Origin of the sequence: Corynebacterium pseudotuberculosis (assembly GCF_002155265.1) — a bacterium.
Lineage (GTDB): Bacteria > Actinomycetota > Actinomycetes > Mycobacteriales > Mycobacteriaceae > Corynebacterium > Corynebacterium pseudotuberculosis.
The window spans coordinates 1,690,551-1,712,375 of record NZ_CP021251.1 but is presented as its reverse complement, the minus strand read 5'-3'; the positions used below and the strand labels follow the sequence as shown (position 1 = coordinate 1,712,375).

22 protein-coding genes and 1 tRNA gene are annotated in these 21,825 nt (G+C 49.8%); 8 read left to right on the top strand and 15 right to left on the bottom strand.

Annotated features, from left to right (window positions below):
• Nucleotides 1-11 precede the first annotated feature (11 nt).
• The 6 genes from CpATCC19410_RS07945 to CpATCC19410_RS07920 form a co-directional block, all read right to left on the bottom strand.
• The gene (locus CpATCC19410_RS07945; protein WP_013241905.1) at nt 12-275 is read right to left on the bottom strand and encodes a phosphoribosyl-ATP diphosphatase; all 264 of its coding nucleotides are present in this window, start codon (nt 273-275) and stop codon (nt 12-14) included.
• 28 nt (nt 276-303) lie between these two features.
• Nucleotides 304-987, bottom strand: a complete 684-nt coding sequence (locus tag CpATCC19410_RS07940; protein ID WP_013241906.1) for an HAD family hydrolase — start codon at nt 985-987, stop codon at nt 304-306.
• A gap of 91 nt (nt 988-1,078) precedes the next feature.
• Nucleotides 1,079-4,678, bottom strand: a complete 3,600-nt coding sequence (metH, locus tag CpATCC19410_RS07935; protein ID WP_014522409.1) for a methionine synthase — start codon at nt 4,676-4,678, stop codon at nt 1,079-1,081.
• A gap of 103 nt (nt 4,679-4,781) precedes the next feature.
• Complete coding sequence (locus CpATCC19410_RS07930; RefSeq protein ID WP_014401177.1) at nt 4,782-5,222, bottom strand: hypothetical protein; 441 nt, start codon at nt 5,220-5,222, stop codon at nt 4,782-4,784.
• A gap of 66 nt (nt 5,223-5,288) precedes the next feature.
• Nucleotides 5,289-6,539, bottom strand: coding sequence for a cysteine--1-D-myo-inosityl 2-amino-2-deoxy-alpha-D-glucopyranoside ligase (mshC, locus tag CpATCC19410_RS07925; RefSeq protein WP_014401178.1), 1,251 nt, complete (start codon nt 6,537-6,539; stop codon nt 5,289-5,291).
• A gap of 115 nt (nt 6,540-6,654) precedes the next feature.
• Nucleotides 6,655-7,512 (bottom strand): undecaprenyl-diphosphate phosphatase, encoded by an 858-nt coding sequence (locus CpATCC19410_RS07920; RefSeq protein WP_171010424.1) that lies wholly within the window; start codon nt 7,510-7,512, stop codon nt 6,655-6,657.
• 60 nt (nt 7,513-7,572) lie between these two features.
• Here CpATCC19410_RS07920 and CpATCC19410_RS07915 point away from each other — a divergent pair, with 60 nt between their 5' ends.
• From CpATCC19410_RS07915 to CpATCC19410_RS07905, 3 genes are all read left to right on the top strand, one after another.
• Nucleotides 7,573-8,472, top strand: a complete 900-nt coding sequence (locus tag CpATCC19410_RS07915) for an aldo/keto reductase (protein ID WP_014401179.1) — start codon at nt 7,573-7,575, stop codon at nt 8,470-8,472.
• 123 nt (nt 8,473-8,595) lie between these two features.
• Nucleotides 8,596-9,600, top strand: coding sequence for a hypothetical protein (locus CpATCC19410_RS07910; RefSeq protein WP_014300697.1), 1,005 nt, complete (start codon nt 8,596-8,598; stop codon nt 9,598-9,600).
• A 41-nt stretch (nt 9,601-9,641) separates the two neighbouring features.
• Nucleotides 9,642-10,754 carry a quinone-dependent dihydroorotate dehydrogenase gene (locus tag CpATCC19410_RS07905; protein ID WP_013241913.1) on the top strand — a complete coding sequence of 371 codons (1,113 nt, stop codon included), beginning with the start codon at nt 9,642-9,644 and terminating at the stop codon, nt 10,752-10,754.
• A 27-nt stretch (nt 10,755-10,781) separates the two neighbouring features.
• Here the strand turns inward: CpATCC19410_RS07905 and CpATCC19410_RS07900 are convergent, their stop codons facing one another.
• From CpATCC19410_RS07900 to dhaK, 6 genes are all read right to left on the bottom strand, one after another.
• Nucleotides 10,782-11,015, bottom strand: coding sequence for a hypothetical protein (locus tag CpATCC19410_RS07900; protein ID WP_014300699.1), 234 nt, complete (start codon nt 11,013-11,015; stop codon nt 10,782-10,784).
• A gap of 201 nt (nt 11,016-11,216) precedes the next feature.
• Complete coding sequence (locus CpATCC19410_RS07895) at nt 11,217-11,609, bottom strand: hypothetical protein (RefSeq protein ID WP_013241915.1); 393 nt, start codon at nt 11,607-11,609, stop codon at nt 11,217-11,219.
• Nucleotides 11,602-12,138 (bottom strand): YbhB/YbcL family Raf kinase inhibitor-like protein, encoded by a 537-nt coding sequence (locus tag CpATCC19410_RS07890; protein WP_013241916.1) that lies wholly within the window; start codon nt 12,136-12,138, stop codon nt 11,602-11,604. The genes CpATCC19410_RS07895 and CpATCC19410_RS07890 overlap by 8 nt, the downstream gene beginning before the upstream one ends.
• 105 nt (nt 12,139-12,243) lie before the next feature.
• A complete protein-coding gene (gene dhaM / locus CpATCC19410_RS07885) occupies nt 12,244-12,933 on the bottom strand; it encodes a dihydroxyacetone kinase phosphoryl donor subunit DhaM (RefSeq protein WP_013241917.1) in 690 nt (229 codons plus the stop codon).
• A complete protein-coding gene (gene dhaL / locus CpATCC19410_RS07880) occupies nt 12,930-13,577 on the bottom strand; it encodes a dihydroxyacetone kinase subunit DhaL (protein ID WP_013241918.1) in 648 nt (215 codons plus the stop codon). The genes dhaM and dhaL overlap by 4 nt, the downstream gene beginning before the upstream one ends.
• A 2-nt stretch (nt 13,578-13,579) precedes the next feature.
• Nucleotides 13,580-14,581 carry a dihydroxyacetone kinase subunit DhaK gene (gene dhaK, locus CpATCC19410_RS07875; protein ID WP_014522205.1) on the bottom strand — a complete coding sequence of 334 codons (1,002 nt, stop codon included), beginning with the start codon at nt 14,579-14,581 and terminating at the stop codon, nt 13,580-13,582.
• A gap of 426 nt (nt 14,582-15,007) precedes the next feature.
• Between dhaK and CpATCC19410_RS07870 the strand changes: the two genes are divergently transcribed.
• Nucleotides 15,008-15,093: transfer RNA gene (locus tag CpATCC19410_RS07870), tRNA-Leu, on the top strand.
• 154 nt (nt 15,094-15,247) lie between these two features.
• On the opposite strand, the gene CpATCC19410_RS11050 is transcribed toward CpATCC19410_RS07870, so the two are convergent.
• On the bottom strand, nt 15,248-15,376 hold the full coding sequence (locus CpATCC19410_RS11050; RefSeq protein ID WP_013241920.1) for a hypothetical protein: 129 nt from the start codon (nt 15,374-15,376) through the stop codon (nt 15,248-15,250).
• Here CpATCC19410_RS11050 and CpATCC19410_RS07865 point away from each other — a divergent pair.
• From CpATCC19410_RS07865 to CpATCC19410_RS07850, 4 genes are read left to right on the top strand one after another with little or no spacing between them, the layout of a single operon-like run.
• Entirely contained in the window at nt 15,357-15,734 is a 378-nt protein-coding gene (locus CpATCC19410_RS07865) for an ATP-binding cassette domain-containing protein (RefSeq protein WP_077141201.1), read from the top strand. The genes CpATCC19410_RS11050 and CpATCC19410_RS07865 overlap by 20 nt on opposite strands.
• Entirely contained in the window at nt 15,650-15,925 is a 276-nt protein-coding gene (locus CpATCC19410_RS07860) for an ATP-binding cassette domain-containing protein (RefSeq protein WP_013241921.1), read from the top strand. Before CpATCC19410_RS07865 ends, CpATCC19410_RS07860 begins: the two co-directional genes overlap by 85 nt.
• Before the next feature lie 47 nt (nt 15,926-15,972).
• On the top strand, nt 15,973-16,926 hold the full coding sequence (locus CpATCC19410_RS07855; protein WP_014401181.1) for a DNA glycosylase AlkZ-like family protein: 954 nt from the start codon (nt 15,973-15,975) through the stop codon (nt 16,924-16,926).
• Between the two features lie 19 nt (nt 16,927-16,945).
• Nucleotides 16,946-18,418, top strand: coding sequence for an SDR family NAD(P)-dependent oxidoreductase (locus CpATCC19410_RS07850; protein WP_013241923.1), 1,473 nt, complete (start codon nt 16,946-16,948; stop codon nt 18,416-18,418).
• A 16-nt stretch (nt 18,419-18,434) separates the two neighbouring features.
• Here the strand turns inward: CpATCC19410_RS07850 and meaB are convergent, their stop codons facing one another.
• Nucleotides 18,435-19,538, bottom strand: a complete 1,104-nt coding sequence (gene meaB / locus CpATCC19410_RS07845) for a methylmalonyl Co-A mutase-associated GTPase MeaB (RefSeq protein WP_013241924.1) — start codon at nt 19,536-19,538, stop codon at nt 18,435-18,437.
• Between the two features lie 74 nt (nt 19,539-19,612).
• The gene (scpA, locus tag CpATCC19410_RS07840; RefSeq protein ID WP_014522207.1) at nt 19,613-21,820 is read right to left on the bottom strand and encodes a methylmalonyl-CoA mutase; all 2,208 of its coding nucleotides are present in this window, start codon (nt 21,818-21,820) and stop codon (nt 19,613-19,615) included.
• Between the last annotated feature and the right edge of the window lie 5 nt (nt 21,821-21,825).

Below are 21,825 nucleotides of genomic sequence, written 5' to 3'. Positions count from 1 at the left end.
GGCTCCCAGTATTACAGAAACTTATAGACGTCTTCGGGAGTCAAGCCCCGCTTAATCATGATTACTTGAGCCCAATAGAGGAGCTGCGAGATTTCTTCTGCTAGCTCGTCATCAGACTGGTATTCCGCAGCAAGCCATACTTCTCCGGCTTCTTCAATGACTTTTTTGCCAAGGGTATGCACTCCCGAATCTAAGGCATGGACGGTTCCAGAGTTTTCTGGACGGGTACGAGCACGATCAAGGAGTTCTGCATACAAAGAATCGAAGTTTTTCACGCAGCAATTGTGGCATACTTTCCGCTATTTACGTGGAAATTTTGTTAAACCACCCCTCAACAGTGTTTAGCGTGACCCCAGAAAAATCGGTAGAGCCATGCAGGTCGTTCATGAGCGTCACTCCTTTAGGAATACGCATATCGTCTTGCTCAGGAACTCCGATGACTATGCACCCTGCTGCAAGAGCGGAAAGCATACCGTTGTAGGAATCTTCAAAAGCAATACAGTGGCGTGGCTGCGTTTTTAAACGCTGGGCCGCTTCGCAGTAGATATCAGGTGCCGGTTTGGGATTAGCTACTTCATCCCCGCATATTGTGGCATCAAAATATGATTCGCCGATGGCATGAATAGAGTGCTGAGCGACTCGCCGCACAGTATTGGTTGCAATAGCCATAGGGATTCCAGCCTGATGAACAGAATCGAGCAGACCGGAAAGCCCAGGTTTAAGCGTCAGCTCGGTTGCAAACAAGGCTGATACTTGAGAAAAAAGCCGATTTTTCCAAAACTCTCTGCTATTAGAATCAAGCGCAAGTCCAGCATTGTCTGCACATAACCCTAGTGTGAAATCAAAACTTGCGCCTACAGTTTGCAGCTGTTGGTCAGCTGTAAGTCGGTTTCCCATCTCTTCGCTCATGGCAAACGTAGCTTCCGCCCAGATGCCTTCGGAATCGACTAAAGTTCCATCCATATCCCACAAAATTGCTTCCAGCATACGGATTATTCTAGTTAGCACAACTCCGATTGCGTCGATAAGCTGGTTTGTTCTCTCCTACGCGTGCCCCTTCTCCTAGGCGGCTTAGGAGCTAAACGTTGAAATACTTCGCTTCCGGGTGATAGAGCACAAAAGCATCTGTTGACTGCTCTGGGTGGAGCTGGAGCTCCTCGGATAATTCAACGCCAATCCGTTGAGCATCCAGCAATTGCACTAGCGTCTTTCGATCTTCCAGGTTTGGGCAAGAGCCATAGCCAAAGGAATAGCGAGCTCCCAAATAATCTAGGTCAAAAAATCGCTGAAGATTTTTTGCATCTTTGTCTCCCGCGGAAGAACCATCGATAAAGGTTAGTTCACCGCGGACACGAGCGTGCCAGTACTCTGCCATGGCCTCAGTGAGTTGCACACCGATTCCATGAACCTCCAGATAGTCGCGGTAGTTATCTGCAGCGAAAAGCTCATTGGCAAAGTCCGCAATGGGTTGCCCCATAGTCACAAGCTGAAGTGGGAAAACGTCTACGCTTCCCTGCTCAAGAGAACGTGTCCGTGACTGGATAAAGTCGGCAATGCACAGAAATTTACTGCGCTGCTGTCGAGGAAACGTAAAACGAGCGATTTCGGTAGCCTCAGGATCGGGTGATTCCAGTAATATGACGTCATTTCCTTCCGAAACAGCAGGAAAATACCCGTAAATTACGGCTGCGTGATCCAAAACTTTTTCGGCTTTGAGCCGATCAATCCAGTAGCGCAGTCGCGGTCGCCCCTCAGTCTCTACTAGCTCTTCGTAGGAAGGGCCTGCTGCGCCGCGAGTAGCTTTAAGCCCCCATCGCCCCATAAACAGGGCACGCTCATCGAGTAGTGGCAGGTACTCTGATAGGTTCAAACCCTTCACAATTCGTGTCCCCCAGAAAGGCGGAGTGGTAATAGGAGAGGTTTCCGATACTTGGGACCTAGCAGGAACTGCTACCGGCTCAGCTTTAGCTTTACGCTCGGCTGCTATTTTCTTAGAGCGTTCTTTTCGAGCCTTACGCTCTGCTTTCTTTTGTGCTGCCTTAATGGCATCGGGAGAATTAGGATCGAGTCCTTCTCCCCTGATACTCGCCATGAATTCTTGCATAAGGCGAAGAGATTCAAACGCATCTTTAGCGTAATAAACGTTGCCGTCATAGACTTCAGTTAGATCATCTTCGACGTACGCACGGGTCAAAGCAGCACCACCCAAGATGACAGGAAAATGAGAAGCTTTTACAGCGTTCATTTCCTGCAGATTCTCTTTCATGATCACGGTAGATTTAACCAACAAACCCGACATCCCAATAGCGTCGGCGTTATGCTTTTTAGCAGCATCTAGAATATTAGAAATAGGCTGTTTTATACCAATATTGACCACGTTAAATCCGTTGTTGGAAAGAATGATATCTACGAGGTTTTTTCCTATATCGTGAACATCTCCTTTCACCGTGGCAATAACAATAGTTCCGTTACCGCCTGTGTCGTCCTCAGCCTCCATGAACTGTTCAAGATAAGCAACGGCATGCTTCATTGTCTCTGCAGATTGAAGAACGAAGGGTAGCTGCATCTGCCCCGAGCCGAAAAGCTCCCCCACAGTCTTCATCCCTTCAAGCAGGTCCTCATTGATGATCTGTAGCGGCTCTTTTTCCGCCATGGCCTGATCTAGGTCAGCTTCAATACCTGTTTTTTCACCATCTATGACTCTCTGCGCGATGCGTTCAAAAAGAGGCATAGCAGCTAAAGCTTCGGCTCGGGCGTCCTTTGCAGTGCTGGCGGATACGCCTTCAAACAGCCGCATAAAAGCTTGTAGAGGATCGTAGTCTGCTGTGCGTTTGTCATAAACCATGTCCAGGGCTACGCGACGCTGCTCCTCATCTATCTTGTTCATCGGTAGAATCTTGGAGCTGTGAGCAATAGCAGAATCAAGACCAGCGCCGATGCATTCATTGAGGAAGACTGAGTTGAGAACTTGTCGGGCAGCAGGGTTCAAGCCAAATGAGATATTAGAGAGCCCTAGTGTCGTATGAATACGTGGATAGCGTTTCTTTAGTTCTCGAATAACCTCGATAGTCTCAATACCATCCCGACGCGTTTCTTCTTGCCCCGTAGAAATAGGAAAAGTGAGACAATCTACGATGATATCGTCTTCTTCAAGACCCCATGTTTGAGTAATGTCTGTAATAAGTCGCTCCGCGATAGCAATTTTTTTAGCAGCGGTGCGTGCTTGCCCGTCCTCGTCGATAGTAAGCGCTACTACCGCAGCTCCATGCTGCTTAACCAAACGCATAATGCGTTGGTACCTGGACTTGGGTCCGTCTCCATCTTCAAAATTAACCGAGTTAACAGCGCAGCGACCACCTAAGTGCTCAAGGCCAACTTGAATAACGTCGGGTTCTGTTGAATCAATCATGATGGGGAGCGTCGAACTGGTTGAAAGCAGCGACGCTAACTGAGCCATATCTTGACGCCCATCCCGACCTACATAGTCCACGCATAGGTCAAGCATGTGTGCGCCGTCGCGAGTTTGTTGCTTAGCGATGTCGATGCAGGTTTCCCAATCCTCTGCCAACATCGCTTCGCGGAATGCTTTAGAACCATTCGCGTTGGTGCGTTCTCCGATCATCGTAATACCGGTATCTTGAGTAAGGTTCACGCTGGTGTACAGAGAAGATACGGCATCCCCGACTGTTGGGCTTCGGCGTGCTTGATGCGCTGCAGTAGCGTTGGATGTTCCAACAATAGCGTCTCGAACTGCTGAGATATGAGACGGAGTGGTACCACAACATCCGCCAACCATGCTGAGTCCATAATCATTGACAAAGCCTCTGAGTGCAGCTGCTAGCTCATGAGCGGAAAGCGGATATTCAGCACCGTTTTTACCGAGCACGGGAAGCCCTGCATTGGGCATCACGGAAACCGGGATACCTGCATTCTGAGAAAGAAAGCGGAGATGCTCACTCATTTCATCGGGGCCAGTCGCACAGTTGAGGCCGATCATATCTATCCCTAGCGGTTCAAGGGCGGTGAGCGCGGCCCCTATTTCGGAGCCTAGGAGCATAGTTCCTGTGGTCTCGACTGTCACATGACACACGAGAGGGAGCTTGATCCCTACTATTTCAAATGCATGCTGACAGCCATGAATGGCAGCTTTAACCTGAAGCAGGTCTTGGGCGGTCTCAATGAGAATAGCGTCGGCTCCGCCTTCAATCATCCCTACGGCAGCTTCGCTGTAGTACTCACGCAGCTCTTCAAAAGACGCGTGTCCAAGGGACGGAAGTTTTGTTCCTGGCCCCATAGAGCCAAGAACAAAACGGCGGAGCCCATCACGGCCCGGACCAAGTTCGTCGGCAACAGTGCGGGCTATATGAACACCCTGATAAGCAAGCTCACGGCACCTTTCCGCAATTCCATAATCGGCTAGATTGGGGAGGTTACAGCCAAACGTATTCGTTTCAACAAGGTCAGCGCCAGCTTCAAAATATGAACGATGAATCTGAGCCACTACGTCTGGACGCGTGATATTAAGGATCTCATTGCAGCCTTCCAACCCAAGGAAGTCTTTATCCACGTCAAGATCAAATGCTTGTAGTTGTGTTCCCATGGCGCCGTCACCAATGAGAACACGGTCTTTCATTGCATCAAGGAAATCTGTTTGAAAAGTTATGTTTGCTGTAGTCATTGACTAGACAGCTTAGTATGTATTGTGTGAGCTGAGTCAATATTTTGCAGTAAGACAACGTTTTATATTCACAAAGAGACTCCGGAAGCCTACGCTTAATCGGCTAATCTTCATCTTCCAGCTCAATAGTTTCTTCGTACGTAGGCAAATCTGCGATTTCTTCAGCGCTCAATCCAATTTCCTCCGCGGCTTTTTTAATGATCTGCTGAAGATCGGCAGATTCCTCTGCCTCTATGACTGCGTATCCGTAGGAATGATTTACGGCATCGATGCTAGTGAATAACGCACCAACGCGTGCTACAAAGTCTAAATATTTAAGAGATGCAGCGGCATTCTCAGAGCTGTTATCGCTGTGTTGAGACAGAGAAATAAGTGATTGGACAAAATTTTGAAGAAGCGTATCAATCTTAGATACTGCGCTTACCTCAAATGGTGGCTCCCACCACTCTAATTCGTCTTTTTGCAGGTAACTGCCGGTGGCGAAATCACGGAGATCTGAAATGAATTCAGCAATATTATCCTCACATTGAAATCGTGACATCATTCTTCCCCATTGTCTTAACTCATCACATGTTTATTCTTGCTATTCAAAGTTGCTTCTGAACAAGAATTAAATTTTTATGCCTAAAAGAGCGTCTAAGGCGCAGGCCACCAGATCCCCGGCTGCTGCTCGTTCGCGTGAAGATTCATTTTTTTCTATTGCTTTTGCCCATGCATCCACAGCCGCAAGCGCTTTAGGGGTATCAAGATCTTGAGATAGATAGAATCTGATGCTAGCCACTAGATTTTGAGCTGCTTGTAAATCTGTTGCTGTGTCAGCAGCATTAATCCATAGCTCTCGGCGCTTTTCTGCATCAGAAAGAATTTTTTCTGACCATTCGCGTGGAGACCGATAGTGGCCTGAATAGAGGCCAAGACGGATAGCGGAAGGATGGTGTCCGTCAGCTGTGAGCTGAGATACAAAGACGAGATTTCCTAAAGACTTGCTCATCTTGACGCCGTCTAAGGCGATCATTCCAGCATGCACGTAATGGTTGGCCATCCTATGCACGTGGTGTGCTGCTTCCGCATGCGCAGCAGAAAATTCATGGTGCGGAAAAATTAGATCGGAACCCCCGCCTTGTATTGCAAAATTGTTTCCGAGTCTGTTCGTAGCAATCGCTGAGCATTCTATATGCCATCCAGGGCGCCCTGCTCCAAAAGGTGCGTCCCATGAAGGTTCACCTTTACGTGCAGATCGCCAGATTAAGGCATCAAGGGGATCTTTTTTCCCGGGGCGCTCAGGATCGCCGCCTCTTTCTGCAAAGAATTCCTCCATAAGGTCGCGTGAATAATTAGACTCATAACCAAAGTGACTCGTTGCGGAGGTCGAAGCGTAGATATCGCGATATTGATCAACATCGACGATGTAGGCGGAACCGTTATCCAGCAGAGCCTGGACCATCTCGATGACTTCATCGATGGCTTCCATTGCCCCTACGTAGTCGCGAGGAGGGATTACGGACAATGCTTCCATGTCTGAACGAAAAAGGTTTATCTGATCAGTTCCGAGCTCTCGCCAACTCACACCGTCACGTTCTGCGCGCTCGAAAAGGGGATCGTCTACATCCGTAATATTTTGTACAAAATGGACGGTATGGCCGGCGTCGATAAGCTGTCGGTTAATTAAATCAAACGCGAGGTATGTAGCTGCATGCCCTAGGTGCGTGGAATCATAAGGGGTAATCCCGCATACATACACACCAACTTCCCCATTACTGCAGTTCACCGGCTTAATCACTCGGTCCGCTGTGTCGTACAGAGAAAGCGCTACTTTTTCTCCCGGCACAGCTGGGATTTTTGGTGTGGGCCATGATTTCATGGCAACTAGAATAACCGCTATTACTGTTCTTGGCCGAACTCAGTGTTGCCTCAGGCACTTTTAGAAGAAGATCACGTGTCCGTTAAATATCAGGCACGTGATCTTTCGTGGTTGTTTAGGCAGTAAGGGCTCCAGTAGCAAGCAATCCCATGACTAATAATCCAAGGGGGATGCGGTAAGCTGCGAACCAGCTAAATGAGTGGTTGCCCACGAATTTAAGTAGCCACGCGATGGAGGCATATCCCAACACAAAGGCAATGCCGGTTCCTACTAGTAGCTGCATTCCTGACGCAGCTTGGCCAGCATCCGGGGCAAAGGCGTCTGGAAGTGAGAACAACCCGGAACCCAATACTGCAGGAATAGCCAATAAAAAGCTGAAGCGAGTAGCTACTTCGCGGTCAAGGCCTACAAAGAGACCTGCAGAGACCGTTCCGCCGGAGCGCGAGACTCCCGGAATCAACGCAAGGCACTGCGCAAGACCCATGATTATGGCGTCTTTCATAGTTAATTCTTCAAAGTTGCGTTTTTTCGACCCGAATTTTTCTGCTGCAATAAAAACGAAAGAAAAGAGTATAAGTACGGTTGCTGTGATCCAAAGATTACGGAATGTATCACGGATGAGATCTTTCGCCAAAACACCAATGATGACCACAGGAAGGGTACCTACGATCACCATCCAGCCCATGCGATAGTCAAAATCGCGTGCGTCCTTATTGAACAAGCCTTTGAACCAACCAGTGACAATCTTTGTAATGTCTTTAGCAAAATACACAAGCACCGCAAGCTCTGTTCCCAATTGGACTACCGCAGTAAAACTTGCCCCAGCGTCCTCCCCCCAAAAAAGTTGAGAGATAATCCGCAGGTGGCCAGAAGAGCTGATCGGCAAGAACTCAGTAAGTCCCTGGACAATCGATAAAACAATAGTCTGTGCCCAAGATAATTGGTCTGCGGAAGCTGCAGAAACCGTCGACATGCTGTCGGCAAGGATGATCGATTCAGTCACAAAGATTCACCGTACTCTACTGTGGACATCGTGAGAGAAGCAACAGTCGGTTCAAGCGGATTAAGAGTATCTACTTTAGGACTCGGTACAACAACATGGGGACGCAGTACTCCTGAATCTGAGAGTGCAGGAATACTCAAGACTTTCCGAGAAGCAGGAGGAACGCTTATCGACGTCTCCCCTAACGCAGTAGATATCGTTGCGCATCACTTAGTCTCGGACCGTCATGAGTTTGTTGTCTCTGTGAGCAGCGGAGTAAATCCTGCGGCGCCTTTTGGGCAACGGGTAGATTGCTCGAGGCGTAACCTGTTGCACCAATTAGACACCACTCTGCAACGTTTAAACACTGACTATATAGACCTGTGGAATGTAGGTTACTGGGATCCGCATACGCCGCCTGATGAAGTCGCTGACACTCTTGCACATATGATCCAAGTAGGTAAAGTGCGGTATGCCGGTGTGCGAGGTTATAGCGGCTGGCAGCTTACGATAACGCGTCACCGCGACATTATCTCTGCACAGGCTCCTTATAATTTATTACAACGCTCTATTGAGACCGATCTATTGCCGGCTGCGCAATACCTAGGCGTCGGAGTTATCGCCGGTGCGCCTTTAGCTCAAGGAGTGTTAAGCGGCCAATACCGCAGGAATATTCCAGAGACCTCACGTGCGGCCTCTCCTGAAATCTACGCAGATGTTCATGGCTTGATCCCGGAAAGTCACGCAGTAGTCGAAGCCCTGAGGACCGCCGCTGAGGGACTAGGAATCTCCACAGCTATCACAGCAGCCTCGTGGGTGCTGAGCCAGCCAGGCATTAGCGCTATGATTGCTACTCCCCGGACAAGGCATCATTGTCAAGAACTTATCACTAGCGCGGACGTGACTATTCCTCGTACGATTGCCAAGGCTTTTGATGACGTGACTCTATAGGAATATCTGCTTGAACATGTGCTTTTCTGCTAAAAACAGAAACGAGGAAATCATGCGGCACCATATAGCGTTATCAGGAGCTACATACTGGTAGGGTCATTCTGTGTGAGAAACGCACAGAGCATGTCGGGAGTTCGAAGAGCTGCGATCGCGGGGCTGGTCGTATTATCTTTAAGCCTTGCTGCTTGCACTAAAGAAAATGGCCCTGATCCGCAAGAAAATGCTGGAGTGCAAGGAAATGCGACTCCACAGAAGTCGCCGGCTTCTTCCTCCCCATCAGGACAGGTTCTTCCGTTTGCGGCCATTTTGGGGATGCAAAAAGCTGGAAATATTCTTGCTGTGAGAGAAAAAACTGTGCTTCATTTGGGTTCCATCAAAAATTTTTATGATGGAACCCAAAAAAGAATTGATGTGCAAGACAGTTGCGGAGCTCTCACCGCAACCGACCGGGAATTTATCCTCTCGTGTCCCAATGGCGTACACGTTGTAGACGCCCTTACCCCTGATAAGCATGATGTGGTCACAGGCGACCCCGCGACGGCTGCAGTCAAAACGACGAGCGGCGAGATTATTGCGGGTGACTCAGCTACGGCAAGCTTGAGAGTATATCGTAACGGTGAAGATCCTCAGAGCATCAAGACGGAATTTATTACTAATCAAATCGTTGCCATACCGGTAGATGGACACCCTGATGCTGTAGCTCGCGTTAATAACGAACATACTGTTATCCAAGATATTCATTGGGCAGAGGGGAAAAGCGGTGCTTTGTTGCGTGTGGGGCGTGGGGTGGGGCAAATTTCCCCTGCTGAACAGTCAATTCTTTTAGCATCTGACACCGTTGGCGGCCAGCTGATGGTTTATGGCGCAGAAGACGTGATTAGGCTTCATCAATCCTCTCCCGTAGGGGCAAGCCCGTGGGCAGTAGCATGGGACAAAAAGAATCAGCAAGCCTGGGTGAGTACAACTTCCGATAATAAATTGACTGCGTACAGTCTTTCGAGCGGAACTGCGGAGCCCAAGCGTCATTATTCTTCCGTGGCAGACGTACACTCAGTGGTGGTACTTGATGACGCTACCGTGATTGCAGGTTCGGCCACTGGCGATGGCCTCCAAATTATCGCACCCTAAAATCCTCATTCCTCTTGACCAAAAGAAAGCTCATTTGATCCATGTCGATCCCTCAGCATCCACTCCGTACGAAAATGTACAATCTCGCGCTCAAAGGAATGTTTACGATGTCTCCTGAGCGCATCCACGGCATCATCAGCAAGGGAATGAATGTTCTACAGGTAGCAGGACCTATTAACACAGCTCTTGGTAAAGTCGTGGCTGTTGATGACCCGATATTGTCGCAAGAAGTTTTTGGCACGGTGTTCCCCCGACCATTAGGACTTGCTGCGGGGTTTGACAAAGACGGAGATGCTCCCGATGCATGGGCGGCAGTAGGATTTGGGTACGCAGAGTTGGGAACTGTGACCGCTTCTCCCCAGCCAGGAAATCCTACCCCGAGACTTTTCCGGCTTCCTTCGGACAAAGCCATCCTCAACCGCATGGGATTTAATAATTCGGGAGCTGCTCAGGTAGCCGGCAATTTGCGTCGGCGCACTTCTGAAGACGTTATCGGCATTAATATTGGTAAGACTAAGGTGGTTCCGCCAGAAAAAGCGGTAGACGATTACCGCAGGTCTGCATCCTTGCTAGGTGATCTTGCAGACTACCTTGTAGTCAATGTGTCATCCCCTAATACGCCGGGGCTAAGAGATCTGCAGGCGGTCGATTCGCTTCGCCCTATTTTAAAGGCAGTACAAGAAACGACTTCGACCCCCGTGCTCGTTAAAATTGCTCCAGATTTAGATGCCGATGATATAGACGCTGTTGCAGATCTTGCTGTTGAGCTAGGACTCGATGGAATCGTAGCAACGAACACTACAATTACTAGAGAGGGGCTTGCTACTCCCCTGCGGGATGTTGAAGATATGGGAGCTGGCGGTATTTCTGGCGCGCCTCTGGCAGAGCGCTCATTGGAGGTGCTCCGCCAGCTCTATGGTCGAGTTGGAAAAGACCTAGTACTAATCGGCGTGGGTGGGATATCAACACCGCAACAAGCCTGGGAAAGGATTGCCGCAGGGGCAACCCTATTGCAAGGCTATACTGGTCTTATTTATGGTGGACCCGATTGGATCAGGGATATACATCTTGGAGTAGCTGCTCAATTGCGCGCGCACGGATTAAACAATATTGCTGAAGCCGTTGGCTCAGAACTCCCCTGGACTCTCGATTAAAATTACGGCGCAGTCCTAGTTATTGAGTTACTCATAGTCAATAGTAGTAATCATGCCTAGTCGGCGGCGTTTTCTTAGACGCCCCGCGACTAAAAGCACAACACCAGATACCGCAAAAAATAACGCCCCTAGGCATAACACCATAGGGCCGTTATTTTCGGTGAGGTCGTGCGCAGTAGCTTTTTTGAACCACCATGCACCAATGAGCATAATTCCACTCACAATTTCGCAGAGGATTCCTGCGATTGTTCGCCCTCGCATCAGTCTGGTCCTTTGCATGTCCGTGAAAATGGTACATGGCAGTAAAACGCGATGTTACCTACCTATTAATAGAATGATAACTAAATATTAATACTGATGCAGTGTTTTCCATGGCAGAAAAAGAAAAAGAAACTAATCTTTTTCTTTTTCTCCCCCGGATTGATGGTTTTTGCATAAAACAATCAGCAAAAGTGGAAGCCTTTACCGTATAGCAGACTGCCTAGCCACAAATCCGCACACAAGCGCTAAGAATCCATAAATGGGTAACCAATATTGCTGCCATACAAATATCGGTTCAGGGCTTAGAAATCGGCCAGCTATAACAAACGCTAACGCTACGATAAGCGCTCCGATTTGAAGCCGGGAGGCGGCTTGTTCCTTTCGGATAGTGGCAAACCCTCCAAAGATTCCCGCTGCGAGAATGATTAAGAGAAAGCGAGCAGTCACTGCAACAGGTTCCATCCATCCCACGGTTGCTATTTGAACGAATGTAAAAATAAATAAAACGAACGCAATAGCAACAAAGGCTCCGCCGACCCTTAGGGCTACTGGAATCGTAGCGCTTGTGGGGTGGTTTGCTAATGCCTTAGGCATTTTCGTACCAGCCCCAGTACACCGTGCGAGCAAGTGAGTGGAAATACAAGTTAAAGCCTAGAACGGTAGGAGTAGCGTCGGTAGGGATCTCAAAACTTTCTACATCTACTGCATGTACTGCGAAAAGATAGCGATGTGGACCGTGACCAGCAGGAGGATTGGGGCCGTAGTAGCCCCGAATGCCGGAGTCACCTTTGAGGGTTATCGCACTTTCAATCCCCCCAAGGGTTTCATCTCCTGCACCTTGGGCAAGCTCGCTAACAGTAACCGGAATATTAAAAGCCGCCCAGTGCCAAAAACCTGAAGCGGTGGGAGCATCAGGGTCGAAACACGTAATAGCCAGTGATTTTGTTCCCTCAGGTAAATTTGACCATGAAAGCTGAGGTGACAAGCCCCCTTCGGCCAAATGAATTTCAGGGATTTTTTCCCCTTCTTTAAAGGACGTGGAGCTTAGAGAGAAAACTGGAAGGTCTTTCAGCGGAGCATAGGGATCGGGGCCAGGGAATCGTGGGTCTATGTAGGTACTCATGTGGTCATTTTTACCTGAACATTTGTTGTGTGGCTATGGAAACCATCTCTTTTATGGCTCATGGAGCCCCTATTTAGCCCGGATTTTCGGGCAAGCTTGAGCACCTTAATCCAGTCCACTTGCTATTGCATCTGCGATAGCATCGATAATCGTGCGATCTAGGGGGGCACCCGTGACCGTAACTGTTTCGCCTTGACGGATACCAAGAGACATAAGCAGTAAAGAAGACGCTGCGTCTACCCCGTTCACCTGGATACTCCCCTCGGCTTCTGAAGCAATCTCAGAGATAAGAGACGCAGGGCGAGCATGCAAGCCGGCAGTATCCACAACGGTAACCTGACGTCCATATTCCCCAGAAGGTATGGGCTCTGGGGCTGATGTGACGAGTTCTGGCACAAGCTCTGGAACGAACATCGTATTTGCAGAGAGAGCAGCCTCGATTACCTTATCCAAAGTATCGCCTTGTTGCGCGGCGGTCGCAGCGGCAACTGCGCCTTCCACAAAAGGAACGTTGACAAAAGCAACAGACTGGTCATCATAAAAGTCTAGGAGGGTTTCTACCGTCATTGTTGCCGAGCCCAAATCCGTGAGAATAAGAACCTCCAGTTTTTTATTCAAAAGCTCCTCGACTGATCTTTCTACAAGCTCATAAGAGGTTCCTATTCCCCCGTCCTCTCGTCCACCTGCCGGAACAATACATACGTCAGAAGCCATTTGTTGAGCGAGTTCACAGAGTCCTTCTGCCAATGAGGCTGAATGGGAGACAAGGACAAGCCCTACTTTTTGCTTACTCATGAAGCCGTGCACTCCTTTGCAGCGTCTGCTGCGGCTTTAAGGAATAATGCAGAAGATGTAGCGCCAGGATCTTTATGTCCTACAGACCGCTCCCCTAGGTAAGAAGCTCGACCTTTTGTAGCAACCATAGGGATAGTCGATTCGGCTCCCTGTTCTGCGGATTCTGCGGCGCGAGCAAGTACCTCGGCAGCTGTAGCGCCGTTATCTGCTGCGCTTCTTGCCGCCGCGGAAGCAAGACTCCATGCATCGACCATAGTCTTCTCCCCCGGAGTAGCTTTGCCACGAGCTGTGATACCTTCCAGAGCGCCGTCGATAAGGTCGGCTACTGCTGCAGCATCTAGCTTCTCTTTGTCTTTAATCGCTTTCGACGCTCTGAGAAAGGCAGTTCCGAGTAACGGCCCCGATGCACCTCCGACAGTGGAAATGAGTGTGGCTGCAGTTATTTTGAGTACTTCGGAAGGCGTGGCCAATTCCTGACCATCTAATTTTTCTAGGACAGCGCTAAAACCTCGATCGATATTTTCTCCATGGTCCGCATCGCCGATAACCCGGTCGAGTTCTATTAATGCCTCCCGGTGTTCTTTTGCGGCGACGGCACACCGGCTAATCCAATTGTTAGCCCAATCAACAGTGAGAAAATTCATGGTTATATTCCTTTACGATAAGCAACGGTATTAACGGGGGCGTCGAAAAGCTTTAATGCTTCCTCATCAACCCGCATCAAGGTAACTGATACGCCTTGCATATCAAGGCTTGTCACGTAATTGCCCACGAGTGAGCGTTTTACGACGATTCCTGCCTCATTTAGGCGTTCTTGAACCCGCCTGAAGACAACATAAAGCTCCGATAAAGGAGTGGCACCCATACCATTAACCAAAGCTATGACCTGCTCTCCATGAAGGAGCTGAAGCTCGTGGAGAATGGGGTCTATAAGTTGATCGGTGATTGAGTCAGCATCGCTCATCGGGGCTTTCCGTCGTCCCGGTTCCCCATGAATGCCAACCCCAATCTCAATCTCGTTTTCTGAAAGGTCAAACGATGGTTTTCCTACGTGAGGGACCGTGCATGCCGACAATGCGACTCCCATTGAGGCAACATTTTCGACCGCTTTTTTAGCCACAGCAGCGACTTCGTCTAGTGAATCCCCGCGTTCAGCGGCTGCTCCTGCAAGTTTTTCCACTAACATGGTTCCAGCTACCCCGCGACGACCTGCTGTATAGAGAGAATCCTCAACAGCTACGTCGTCGTCCACGATTACCTGAATCACCTCTATGTCTTCGAGTTCTGCAAGTTCCGCGGCTGTGTCAAAATTTAGAACATCGCCTGTGTAGTTCTTCACGATGTACACCACACCTGCCCCACGGTTGACTGCTTTAGTCGCTTCCAAGATAGGGTCTGGCGTTGGAGAAGTGAAGACTGGTCCCGGTATAGCGGCATCAAGCATTCCTTCTCCGACAAAACCGGAATGTAGTGGCTCGTGGCCAGAACCACCGCCAGATATAAGGGCCACTTTCCCCTCTTGCTTTAGGTGCACGCGTGTGATGAATAAGGGATCGTTATGGGCTGAAACTACGTCATTATGGGCGGCCACAAATCCATCGACGGCTTCTTGAACAATCTTTTGCGGATCGTTGACAAGCTTTTTCATGGGATCAACCTTTCGCAGAGAGAAAACTGATCGCATCGCTCACAGACCTTCACGTAAACGACAGCACTGTCGTTTGTCTTGCTGTTTATATTGCAAATGCAATGGTTTTATGGGTTCGACTGTACGGATTTTTAGCATCATTGTGTTGTGATCTAAATCGCGGATAGGTCGAATCAAAACAAAATAAGCGTGTTTTTCTGTGCAAAATTTTCTCAGAGCATTCATTTACGAGTGATCACGCAAACGTAAAGTGAATCCATAACAAACAGAGGGAAGACGTATGCCACAATCGGCCCCGGTTAAGCGTGATGCCACAAAGCATATTCTTTAAATGTTTTACCCTTTGTGACCTGCCGATTTGCCTATCTATTGAGTCGCTCATATAGTTAAGCAAGTCAACAGCCAAGCGGCTGGAAACACTACCCGGCCCGGGTGGCGGAATGGCAGACGCGCTAGCTTGAGGTGCTAGTGTCCTACTAACGGACGTGGGGGTTCAAGTCCCCCCTCGGGCACAAATAGTTAATGTATATTAACGGAGGTAACAAACCCGAAAGGGATTGTTACCTCCGTTTTTCTTTACTATTTTCCCTGTCGTTCACCCCTTTCGGGCAAGGTCCCGCGTGGCGGCGCCGTAGGTATACTGCGGCTAAGCTAGTGCCATCCACTTTAAATCGAATAAAAACGCATGTGTGAGGTTATTCTTCCGATGTTGATCTGATCTCTACTCAGCTGAGCTGAGACGTTTACACCGTTGTCCTGCTCTTGGGGATCAACCATGACTTCTATCGAACTCACTGACGTCGATTTTTCTTATAATTCGTGTCCTCTTCTCAACCATATTTCTTTGCGTGTAGGCGCTGGCGAGCGCGCTTGCTTGGTTGGACCCAATGGCTGTGGAAAATCCACGTTGGTGAATTGGGTTGCTGCTGGAGCCCCACCAACTACGGCTCATAGCGATGCAAGCGGAACGATTACACGAGATGATCGGCTAGTGCTGATCCCCAACGCCTCCCCCAGCAAGGCGATCCCGGTTTCACAGAAACCGTATGGAATGAAGGTATCGGCCAGATGGGCACAGGAATTATTCATCCCTCCATGTGGAATATCCCGGTGCCAGCACTGTCTGCGGGCAATCAACGGCGCACTCAGATAGCTGTTGCTGTTGCTGAACAGCCGGCTATACTCCTCATCGACGAGCCGACTAATTACCTCGACCTTAACACGATCGAAGCCTTTGAAGACGCGATCTCTGAATGGGCCGGAACTTTAGTGATAGTCAGCCACGACCAGTGGCTCATTGATAAAAGGCGTGGGAAAAGGCTTTGCCTAGGCTCATCTGCATAGCTGGGCATAATATCGGTCCTGAATCCTAGCAGGTAAGCTCTCAAGCTATGCACGATGAGGAAATCCGCGCACGGCGGATGATCGCCCATTATCTCAGCCCAAGTGATGCGCATCCCCAGCCAAAATCACTATCGGATGTAGCTTTTCAGATGATGGCTACTCAAGGACAAAACTATGCAGGTGGTTTGCAGGGCCTGGCGGTGCGCACTGGAGTGCACGAGCTGTATACCGGCACCATACAAAGCCATTTGGACGATTGCCTGAAAAATTACGAGGTTATCCGTACATGGTCACAACGCGGCACACTTCATTTTCTCCACAAAGATAACGCGTGGATTGTAGCCGTTATAGGCAAGCGAGGGTTGGGAACTATTAAGGCTTCTGCTCAGCGCTTTGGGATAACAGAACAAGAATATTCAGAGATCCTCGAACGCACTGTACAGCTTTGCGTCACTCCGCGTAGTCGCCAGCAGCTACGAGACCACCTCGGAATTGACTCTTCCCTGTTGTCCAACGTCATGCGTCGTTTAGGTCGTACCGGCGACCTCATCCAAGGCGCTAAGACAGGTAATCATGATACTTTTATCCGCGCCGATGCTGCCGGTTGTGATATGAACCGTGATGCAAGCATTGAAACGTTAGTAACCAACTATTTTTCCACCCGCGGCCCAGCTCACATAGTCGATTGCGCATGGTGGTCTACGTTGCCTAAGACCGTTGTGCGTCGTGAAGCTAGAAAAGCAGTCGACTCCGGCGCTCTGTTGGAGGTCTCCCCCGACGTGTTTATGGGGAGCTGGCAAAACAATGTCTCAGATAGCGACATCGCTGCCGCTCTGCAACTCCATATCCAGCTCCCGCCCTTTGACGAGTACCTGATGTCCTATACCCAGCGCGACGTACTATTTTTCCCACAATGCGATCCGTTATCTGTGCTGACCAAAAACGGCATTTCCTGGCCTTTTATGGTTTCAGGAGGCGTGATTATAGGCCGCTCTTCCTAGCGACGATAAAGTGGAACAAATGACCGACATCAATCCAGACGAGTTGGATATTGCGCTACGAGTCTTAAAAGAAGCCGGCGACTTGCCCCAGGATCATCCTCAAGCTGTTACGCTGCATCACGCCGTGAGCAAGCTTTTTAAGACGATAAAAAAGAATCGCAGGAGCATCGCAAAGCAGAAAAGAAGGCTTGCCGACGCCCAGGTGCTTGCCGCAACTGCAACGGCCAACCCTCGTAGGACTGACGATGAAACAGCGGGCCTTCTTATTGCCCCGCAAGGTCAAAAGCCTATTCCGCTTGAAGTCGGTGCGGTAGCCACACCCCATGGATTTGCCGGAAGACTCAACAAATCGCATAACTGTTATATTTGCAAGCAGCCATATACCTTGGTTGATTCTTTCCACCATCAACTCTGCCCGGACTGCGCCAGCGATAATCGGCAGCGCCGCGAACAGCGCGTAGACCTGACAGGCAGGCGAGCACTCTTGACCGGTGGACGCGCAAAGATTGGCATGTATATAGCACTTAAATTGCTTCGTGATGGTGCTCATCTGACAATCACTACCCGCTTTCCTAAGGACGCTGCCCGCAGGTTTAGCGCGATACCAGATTCTTCCGAGTGGATTGAGCGCTTGCGCATTGTAGGAATTGACTTGCGCAACCCAGCAAGGGTCGAAGAACTTGCCGTTATGGTGGGAGAAACTCCCCTGGACATCCTTATTAATAACGCTGCGCAAACCGTTCGAAGATCACCTGGAGCATATTCGGGTTTGGTATCTGCGGAAGCACAACCACTTACCGGAATACAGAACGACGTGGCGCTTCTTGAGTTGGGTGTTGCAACAAACCTTCATCCGGAGTCTTTAGAACATAGGAAAAACCGCCGCAGTCTCTTGGTCAGTTCTGATGTCTTAGACACTAACGACGCCCAGCGCATAGCAGAACGAGCGATGCGCGCAGGAAATGAGCTGTATGGAGTGGACGCTGGGGGTCTTATTCCTGACTTGGTGAACCATAACTCATGGGTGGCCAAAGTCGGAGATATAGATCCCGTAGAAATGCTAGAAGTTCAGCTGTGTAATGCTACTGCACCCTTCATCCTCTTTAACAGGCTTCGTCCCGCATTGGAGGCATCGTCTGCGCGTCGGAAATACGTGATCAATGTCTCTGCTATGGAGAGAGTTTTTAGCCGAGGATACAAAGGACCAGGTCACCCTCACACAAACATGGCTAAAGCAGCCCTTAACATGTTAACGCGAACCACCGCTACCGAAATGTTCGAGCATGGGGTCCTTGTAACCTCTGTAGATACCGGGTGGATTACTGATGAGCGCCCACACACAACAAAGAAACGACTAGCTGACGAGGGGTTTAAGGCGCCCCTTGACCTAGTTGACGGCGCTGCCAGAGTCTATGACCCCATAGTTCAAGGCGAAAATGGGGTCGATCTTTATGGCTGCTTTCTCAAAGATTATAGGCCTCACCCCTGGTAGAAAACTTGAAAGCGTGCTAGGGCCCGTCTCCATGGTCAAAAGCCCGAAGAATTTTTTCTGCGCCGAGGGTCGGGGTTATTTGGGCTTGTCTTAGCTGAGTTTCTACGAGTTTGCGGACAGAAACGACCTCAGGATCTGAGTTCAATCTCTGAAGCAGCGTCTCATGCACCATCGACCACATCCATTGGACCTGTTGTTCCCTACGTGTGTGTTCGAAAGTTCCAGAATCTAACATCACTTTATGATGTTCTTGGACGTGGTTCCAGAATTCTGCGACCCCTTCATTTTCTACAGCAGATACCGTCATCGTTGGAGGGTGCCACAAGTCGTTTTCTTGACGAACCATCCGCATTGCAGCACCCAGTTCCCTCGCTGCACGCTTGGCGTTTTTAAGATTGGGACCATCGGCTTTATTGATTGCAACGAGATCAGCCATTTCCAAGACGCCTTTTTTAATTCCTTGGAGCTGATCTCCAGCACCAGCAAGCGCTAAGAATGTAAAACAATCCACCATTTGAGAAACCGCTACCTCTGACTGCCCCACGCCCACAGTCTCCACGAGGATTACGTCATAGCCGGCAGCCTCAAAAACAACCATGGACTCTCGAGTAGCTTTAGCCACGCCGCCAAGCGTTCCCGCTGATGGAGACGGGCGGATAAACGCGTTATCTTCGCGAGCTAGCTTAGCCATTCGAGTCTTGTCGCCGAGAATAGATCCCCGTGTTTTAGTTGAAGAGGGATCAATAGCTAATACCGCGACTTTATGCCCCTCAGCGATCAACTGCATTCCAAGAGCCTCAATAAAAGTTGATTTCCCGACTCCAGGAACACCAGTGATTCCTACCCGCAGTGCTTTTCCACTAAAAGGCAGCAACCTAACTAGCAATTCTTGTGCCAGTACGCGGTGCGCCGCGGCTGTCGACTCCAGTAGAGTAATCGCGCGTGACATGAGGGTGCGGTCGCACCTGCGAACGCCTTCGAAAAGCTCATCTACGTCTATGCGGCGGCGAGCGCGTTTAACTATCTCCGGAGGAACAGCTGTGGCTTTCCCTAGGTCTGTCCCTGACGTAGTCATAAGGGAACCCAAGTGATGTTCGAGGTACTCATTATCCATGGTCATGGCTAATCCTTCTCGTCGAAACGATATCACCGGTCGCAGAAAGAGCGACCGGTGACGAGGTTGGCATGATTTAACTAAGCTTCATCGACCTGAAGCTCGATGCCAAGATTTGCTGCCAGCTTAGTCAGCATATCGATCGCTGCTTCTGCGATAACCGTGCCTGGTGGATAAATTGCCACAGCGCCGTCGTCGTAAAGCTCCTGGAAATCGCCTGGTGGGATCACACCACCAACAACGATCATGATGTCTTCACGTCCCAGTTTTGCTAGCTCTTTCTTCAACGCAGGCACCAGTGTGAGATGGCCGGCGGCTAGAGAGGACACTCCAACAACATGCACGTCGGCGTCTACGGCAGCCCGCGCAGCCTCTGCAGGAGTCTGGAAGAGCGGTCCGACGTCAACATCCATTCCAAGGTCAGCGTAAGCGGAAGCAACGACTTTCTGACCACGATCGTGTCCGTCTTGTCCCATCTTGGCTAAGAAGATACGGGGGCGACGGCCTTCCTCGGCTTCAAAGGCATCCGCCATAGCGATAGCCTTATCAACGTTCCCCACGGCGCCTTCCTTTCCGACCTCTTCCTTGTATACGCCAGATAGCGTACGAATTTCTGCCTCATGTCGGCCGAAAACGTCTTCTAATGCATCAGAAATCTCACCGATCGAGCATTTTGCTCGTGCGCAGTCGACTGCGAGCTTAAGGAGGTTATGGTCTAGATCACCGGGCTCCTTGGTCTCCATACGGGCAGCTTCTGTTAAAGCTTCAAGGGTGCGCTTAACCTCGGTCTCGTCACGCTCTGCACGCAATTTAGCCAGCTTCTCAATCTGCTCAGCACGTACTTTAGTGTTATCAACCTTGAGGACTTCAATTTGTTCGTCCTCTTCAACAACGTACTTGTTCACACCGATGAGTGCTTGACGTCCAGAGTCGATTCGTGCCTGGGTACGAGCCGCAGATTCTTCAATACGAAGCTTCGGAATTCCCTCGATGGTCGCTTGCGCCATGCCACCTGCAGCCTCGACTTCCTCAATATGAGCACGTGCCCGCTCAGCAAGTTGTTCCGTCAACCATTCGATGTAATAGGAACCAGCCCATGGGTCAACGGGAGCCGTAGTTCCCGATTCCTGCTGTAAAAGGAGCTGGGTATTACGAGCAATACGTGCAGAGAAGTCGGTTGGCAGCGCGAGCGCCTCATCAAGGGCGTTGGTGTGCAGTGACTGGGTGTGTCCTTGCGTAGCACCCATGGCTTCCACCGCTGTGCGAGCCACATTGTTGTACACATCTTGTGCAGTCAAGGACCAGCCAGAAGTCTGCGAGTGAGTACGCAGAGACTGCGACTTGGGGTTCTTGGGGTCGAACTTGGCAACTAGTTCGCTCCATAGGAGACGCCCCGCGCGTAGCTTTGCGATCTCCATAAAGGTGTTCATAGAGATACCCCAGAAGAAGGAAAGACGGGGAGCAAACTTGTCTACGTCTAGACCCACACCTTTGCCAGCACGAATGTATTCGATTCCGTCTGCCAGAGTGTAAGCAAGTTCTAGATCTGCTGTAGCTCCTGCTTCTTGAATGTGATATCCGGAAATCGAAATCGAGTTAAACCGTGGCATCTTCATTGAGGTGTACTCGAAGATATTCGAGATGATGCGCATGGATGGCTTCGGCGGATAGATGTAGGTGTTACGAACCATGAACTCTTTCAGGATATCGTTCTGAATAGTTCCGGCCAGTTGTTCGGGGGCAACTCCTTGTTCCTCGGCAGCCACGATATAAAAGGCTAGAACTGGAAGAACAGCACCGTTCATAGTCATGGATACTGAGACACTTCCGAGATCAATTCCTGCGAATAGTTCTCGCATGTCCAAAATCGAGTCAATGGCTACGCCTGCCATACCGACGTCACCCACAACGCGCTCATTATCTGAGTCATAACCACGGTGGGTAGCTAGGTCAAAGGCAACCGATAGGCCCTTCTGACCAGCAGCAAGATTACGACGATAAAAGGCATTAGACTCAGCAGCAGTGGAGAAACCTGCGTACTGACGGATTGTCCATGGCTGATTGGTATACATGGTGGGATAAGGACCACGCATAAAAGGAACCATGCCGGGGAAAGAATCCAACTGCTCAGCTGGAACTGAATCATCACGATCGTTGCGGTTAAAAACGCGGGGGACGTCGATCCCCTCCGGGGTGTTCCATATTTGCTCGCGCAAAGAATCAGCGGTGTCAGCAGTTTTTGTCTCAGCCGCTGCAGCGTATTCAGCGAAATTTGGGATGGTGGTCATTGTGC

Bases quoted from the DNA above. Each gene is read 5' to 3' on its own strand.
- dhaK (WP_014522205.1), bottom strand. From the start codon at position 14,581: ATGAAAAAGCTTGTCAACGATCCGCAAAAGATTGTTCAAGAAGCCGTC.
- dhaM (WP_013241917.1), bottom strand. From the start codon at position 12,933: ATGAGTAAGCAAAAAGTAGGGCTTGTCCTTGTCTCCCATTCAGCCTCA.
- dhaL (WP_013241918.1), bottom strand. From the start codon at position 13,577: ATGAATTTTCTCACTGTTGATTGGGCTAACAATTGGATTAGCCGGTGT.
- CpATCC19410_RS07900 (WP_014300699.1), bottom strand. From the start codon at position 11,015: ATGCGAGGGCGAACAATCGCAGGAATCCTCTGCGAAATTGTGAGTGGA.
- CpATCC19410_RS07910 (WP_014300697.1), top strand. From the start codon at position 8,596: ATGTCGGGAGTTCGAAGAGCTGCGATCGCGGGGCTGGTCGTATTATCT.
- CpATCC19410_RS07865 (WP_077141201.1), top strand. From the start codon at position 15,357: ATGACTTCTATCGAACTCACTGACGTCGATTTTTCTTATAATTCGTGT.
- CpATCC19410_RS07930 (WP_014401177.1), bottom strand. From the start codon at position 5,222: ATGATGTCACGATTTCAATGTGAGGATAATATTGCTGAATTCATTTCA.
- CpATCC19410_RS07890 (WP_013241916.1), bottom strand. From the start codon at position 12,138: ATGAGTACCTACATAGACCCACGATTCCCTGGCCCCGATCCCTATGCT.
- CpATCC19410_RS07920 (WP_171010424.1), bottom strand. From the start codon at position 7,512: ATGTCGACGGTTTCTGCAGCTTCCGCAGACCAATTATCTTGGGCACAG.
- meaB (WP_013241924.1), bottom strand. From the start codon at position 19,538: ATGACCATGGATAATGAGTACCTCGAACATCACTTGGGTTCCCTTATG.
- CpATCC19410_RS07895 (WP_013241915.1), bottom strand. From the start codon at position 11,609: ATGCCTAAGGCATTAGCAAACCACCCCACAAGCGCTACGATTCCAGTA.
- metH (WP_014522409.1), bottom strand. From the start codon at position 4,678: ATGACTACAGCAAACATAACTTTTCAAACAGATTTCCTTGATGCAATG.
- CpATCC19410_RS07860 (WP_013241921.1), top strand. From the start codon at position 15,650: ATGGGCACAGGAATTATTCATCCCTCCATGTGGAATATCCCGGTGCCA.
- scpA (WP_014522207.1), bottom strand. From the start codon at position 21,820: ATGACCACCATCCCAAATTTCGCTGAATACGCTGCAGCGGCTGAGACA.
- CpATCC19410_RS07905 (WP_013241913.1), top strand. From the start codon at position 9,642: ATGTCGATCCCTCAGCATCCACTCCGTACGAAAATGTACAATCTCGCG.
- CpATCC19410_RS07850 (WP_013241923.1), top strand. From the start codon at position 16,946: ATGACCGACATCAATCCAGACGAGTTGGATATTGCGCTACGAGTCTTA.
- mshC (WP_014401178.1), bottom strand. From the start codon at position 6,539: ATGAAATCATGGCCCACACCAAAAATCCCAGCTGTGCCGGGAGAAAAA.
- CpATCC19410_RS07940 (WP_013241906.1), bottom strand. From the start codon at position 987: ATGCTGGAAGCAATTTTGTGGGATATGGATGGAACTTTAGTCGATTCC.
- CpATCC19410_RS07855 (WP_014401181.1), top strand. From the start codon at position 15,973: ATGCACGATGAGGAAATCCGCGCACGGCGGATGATCGCCCATTATCTC.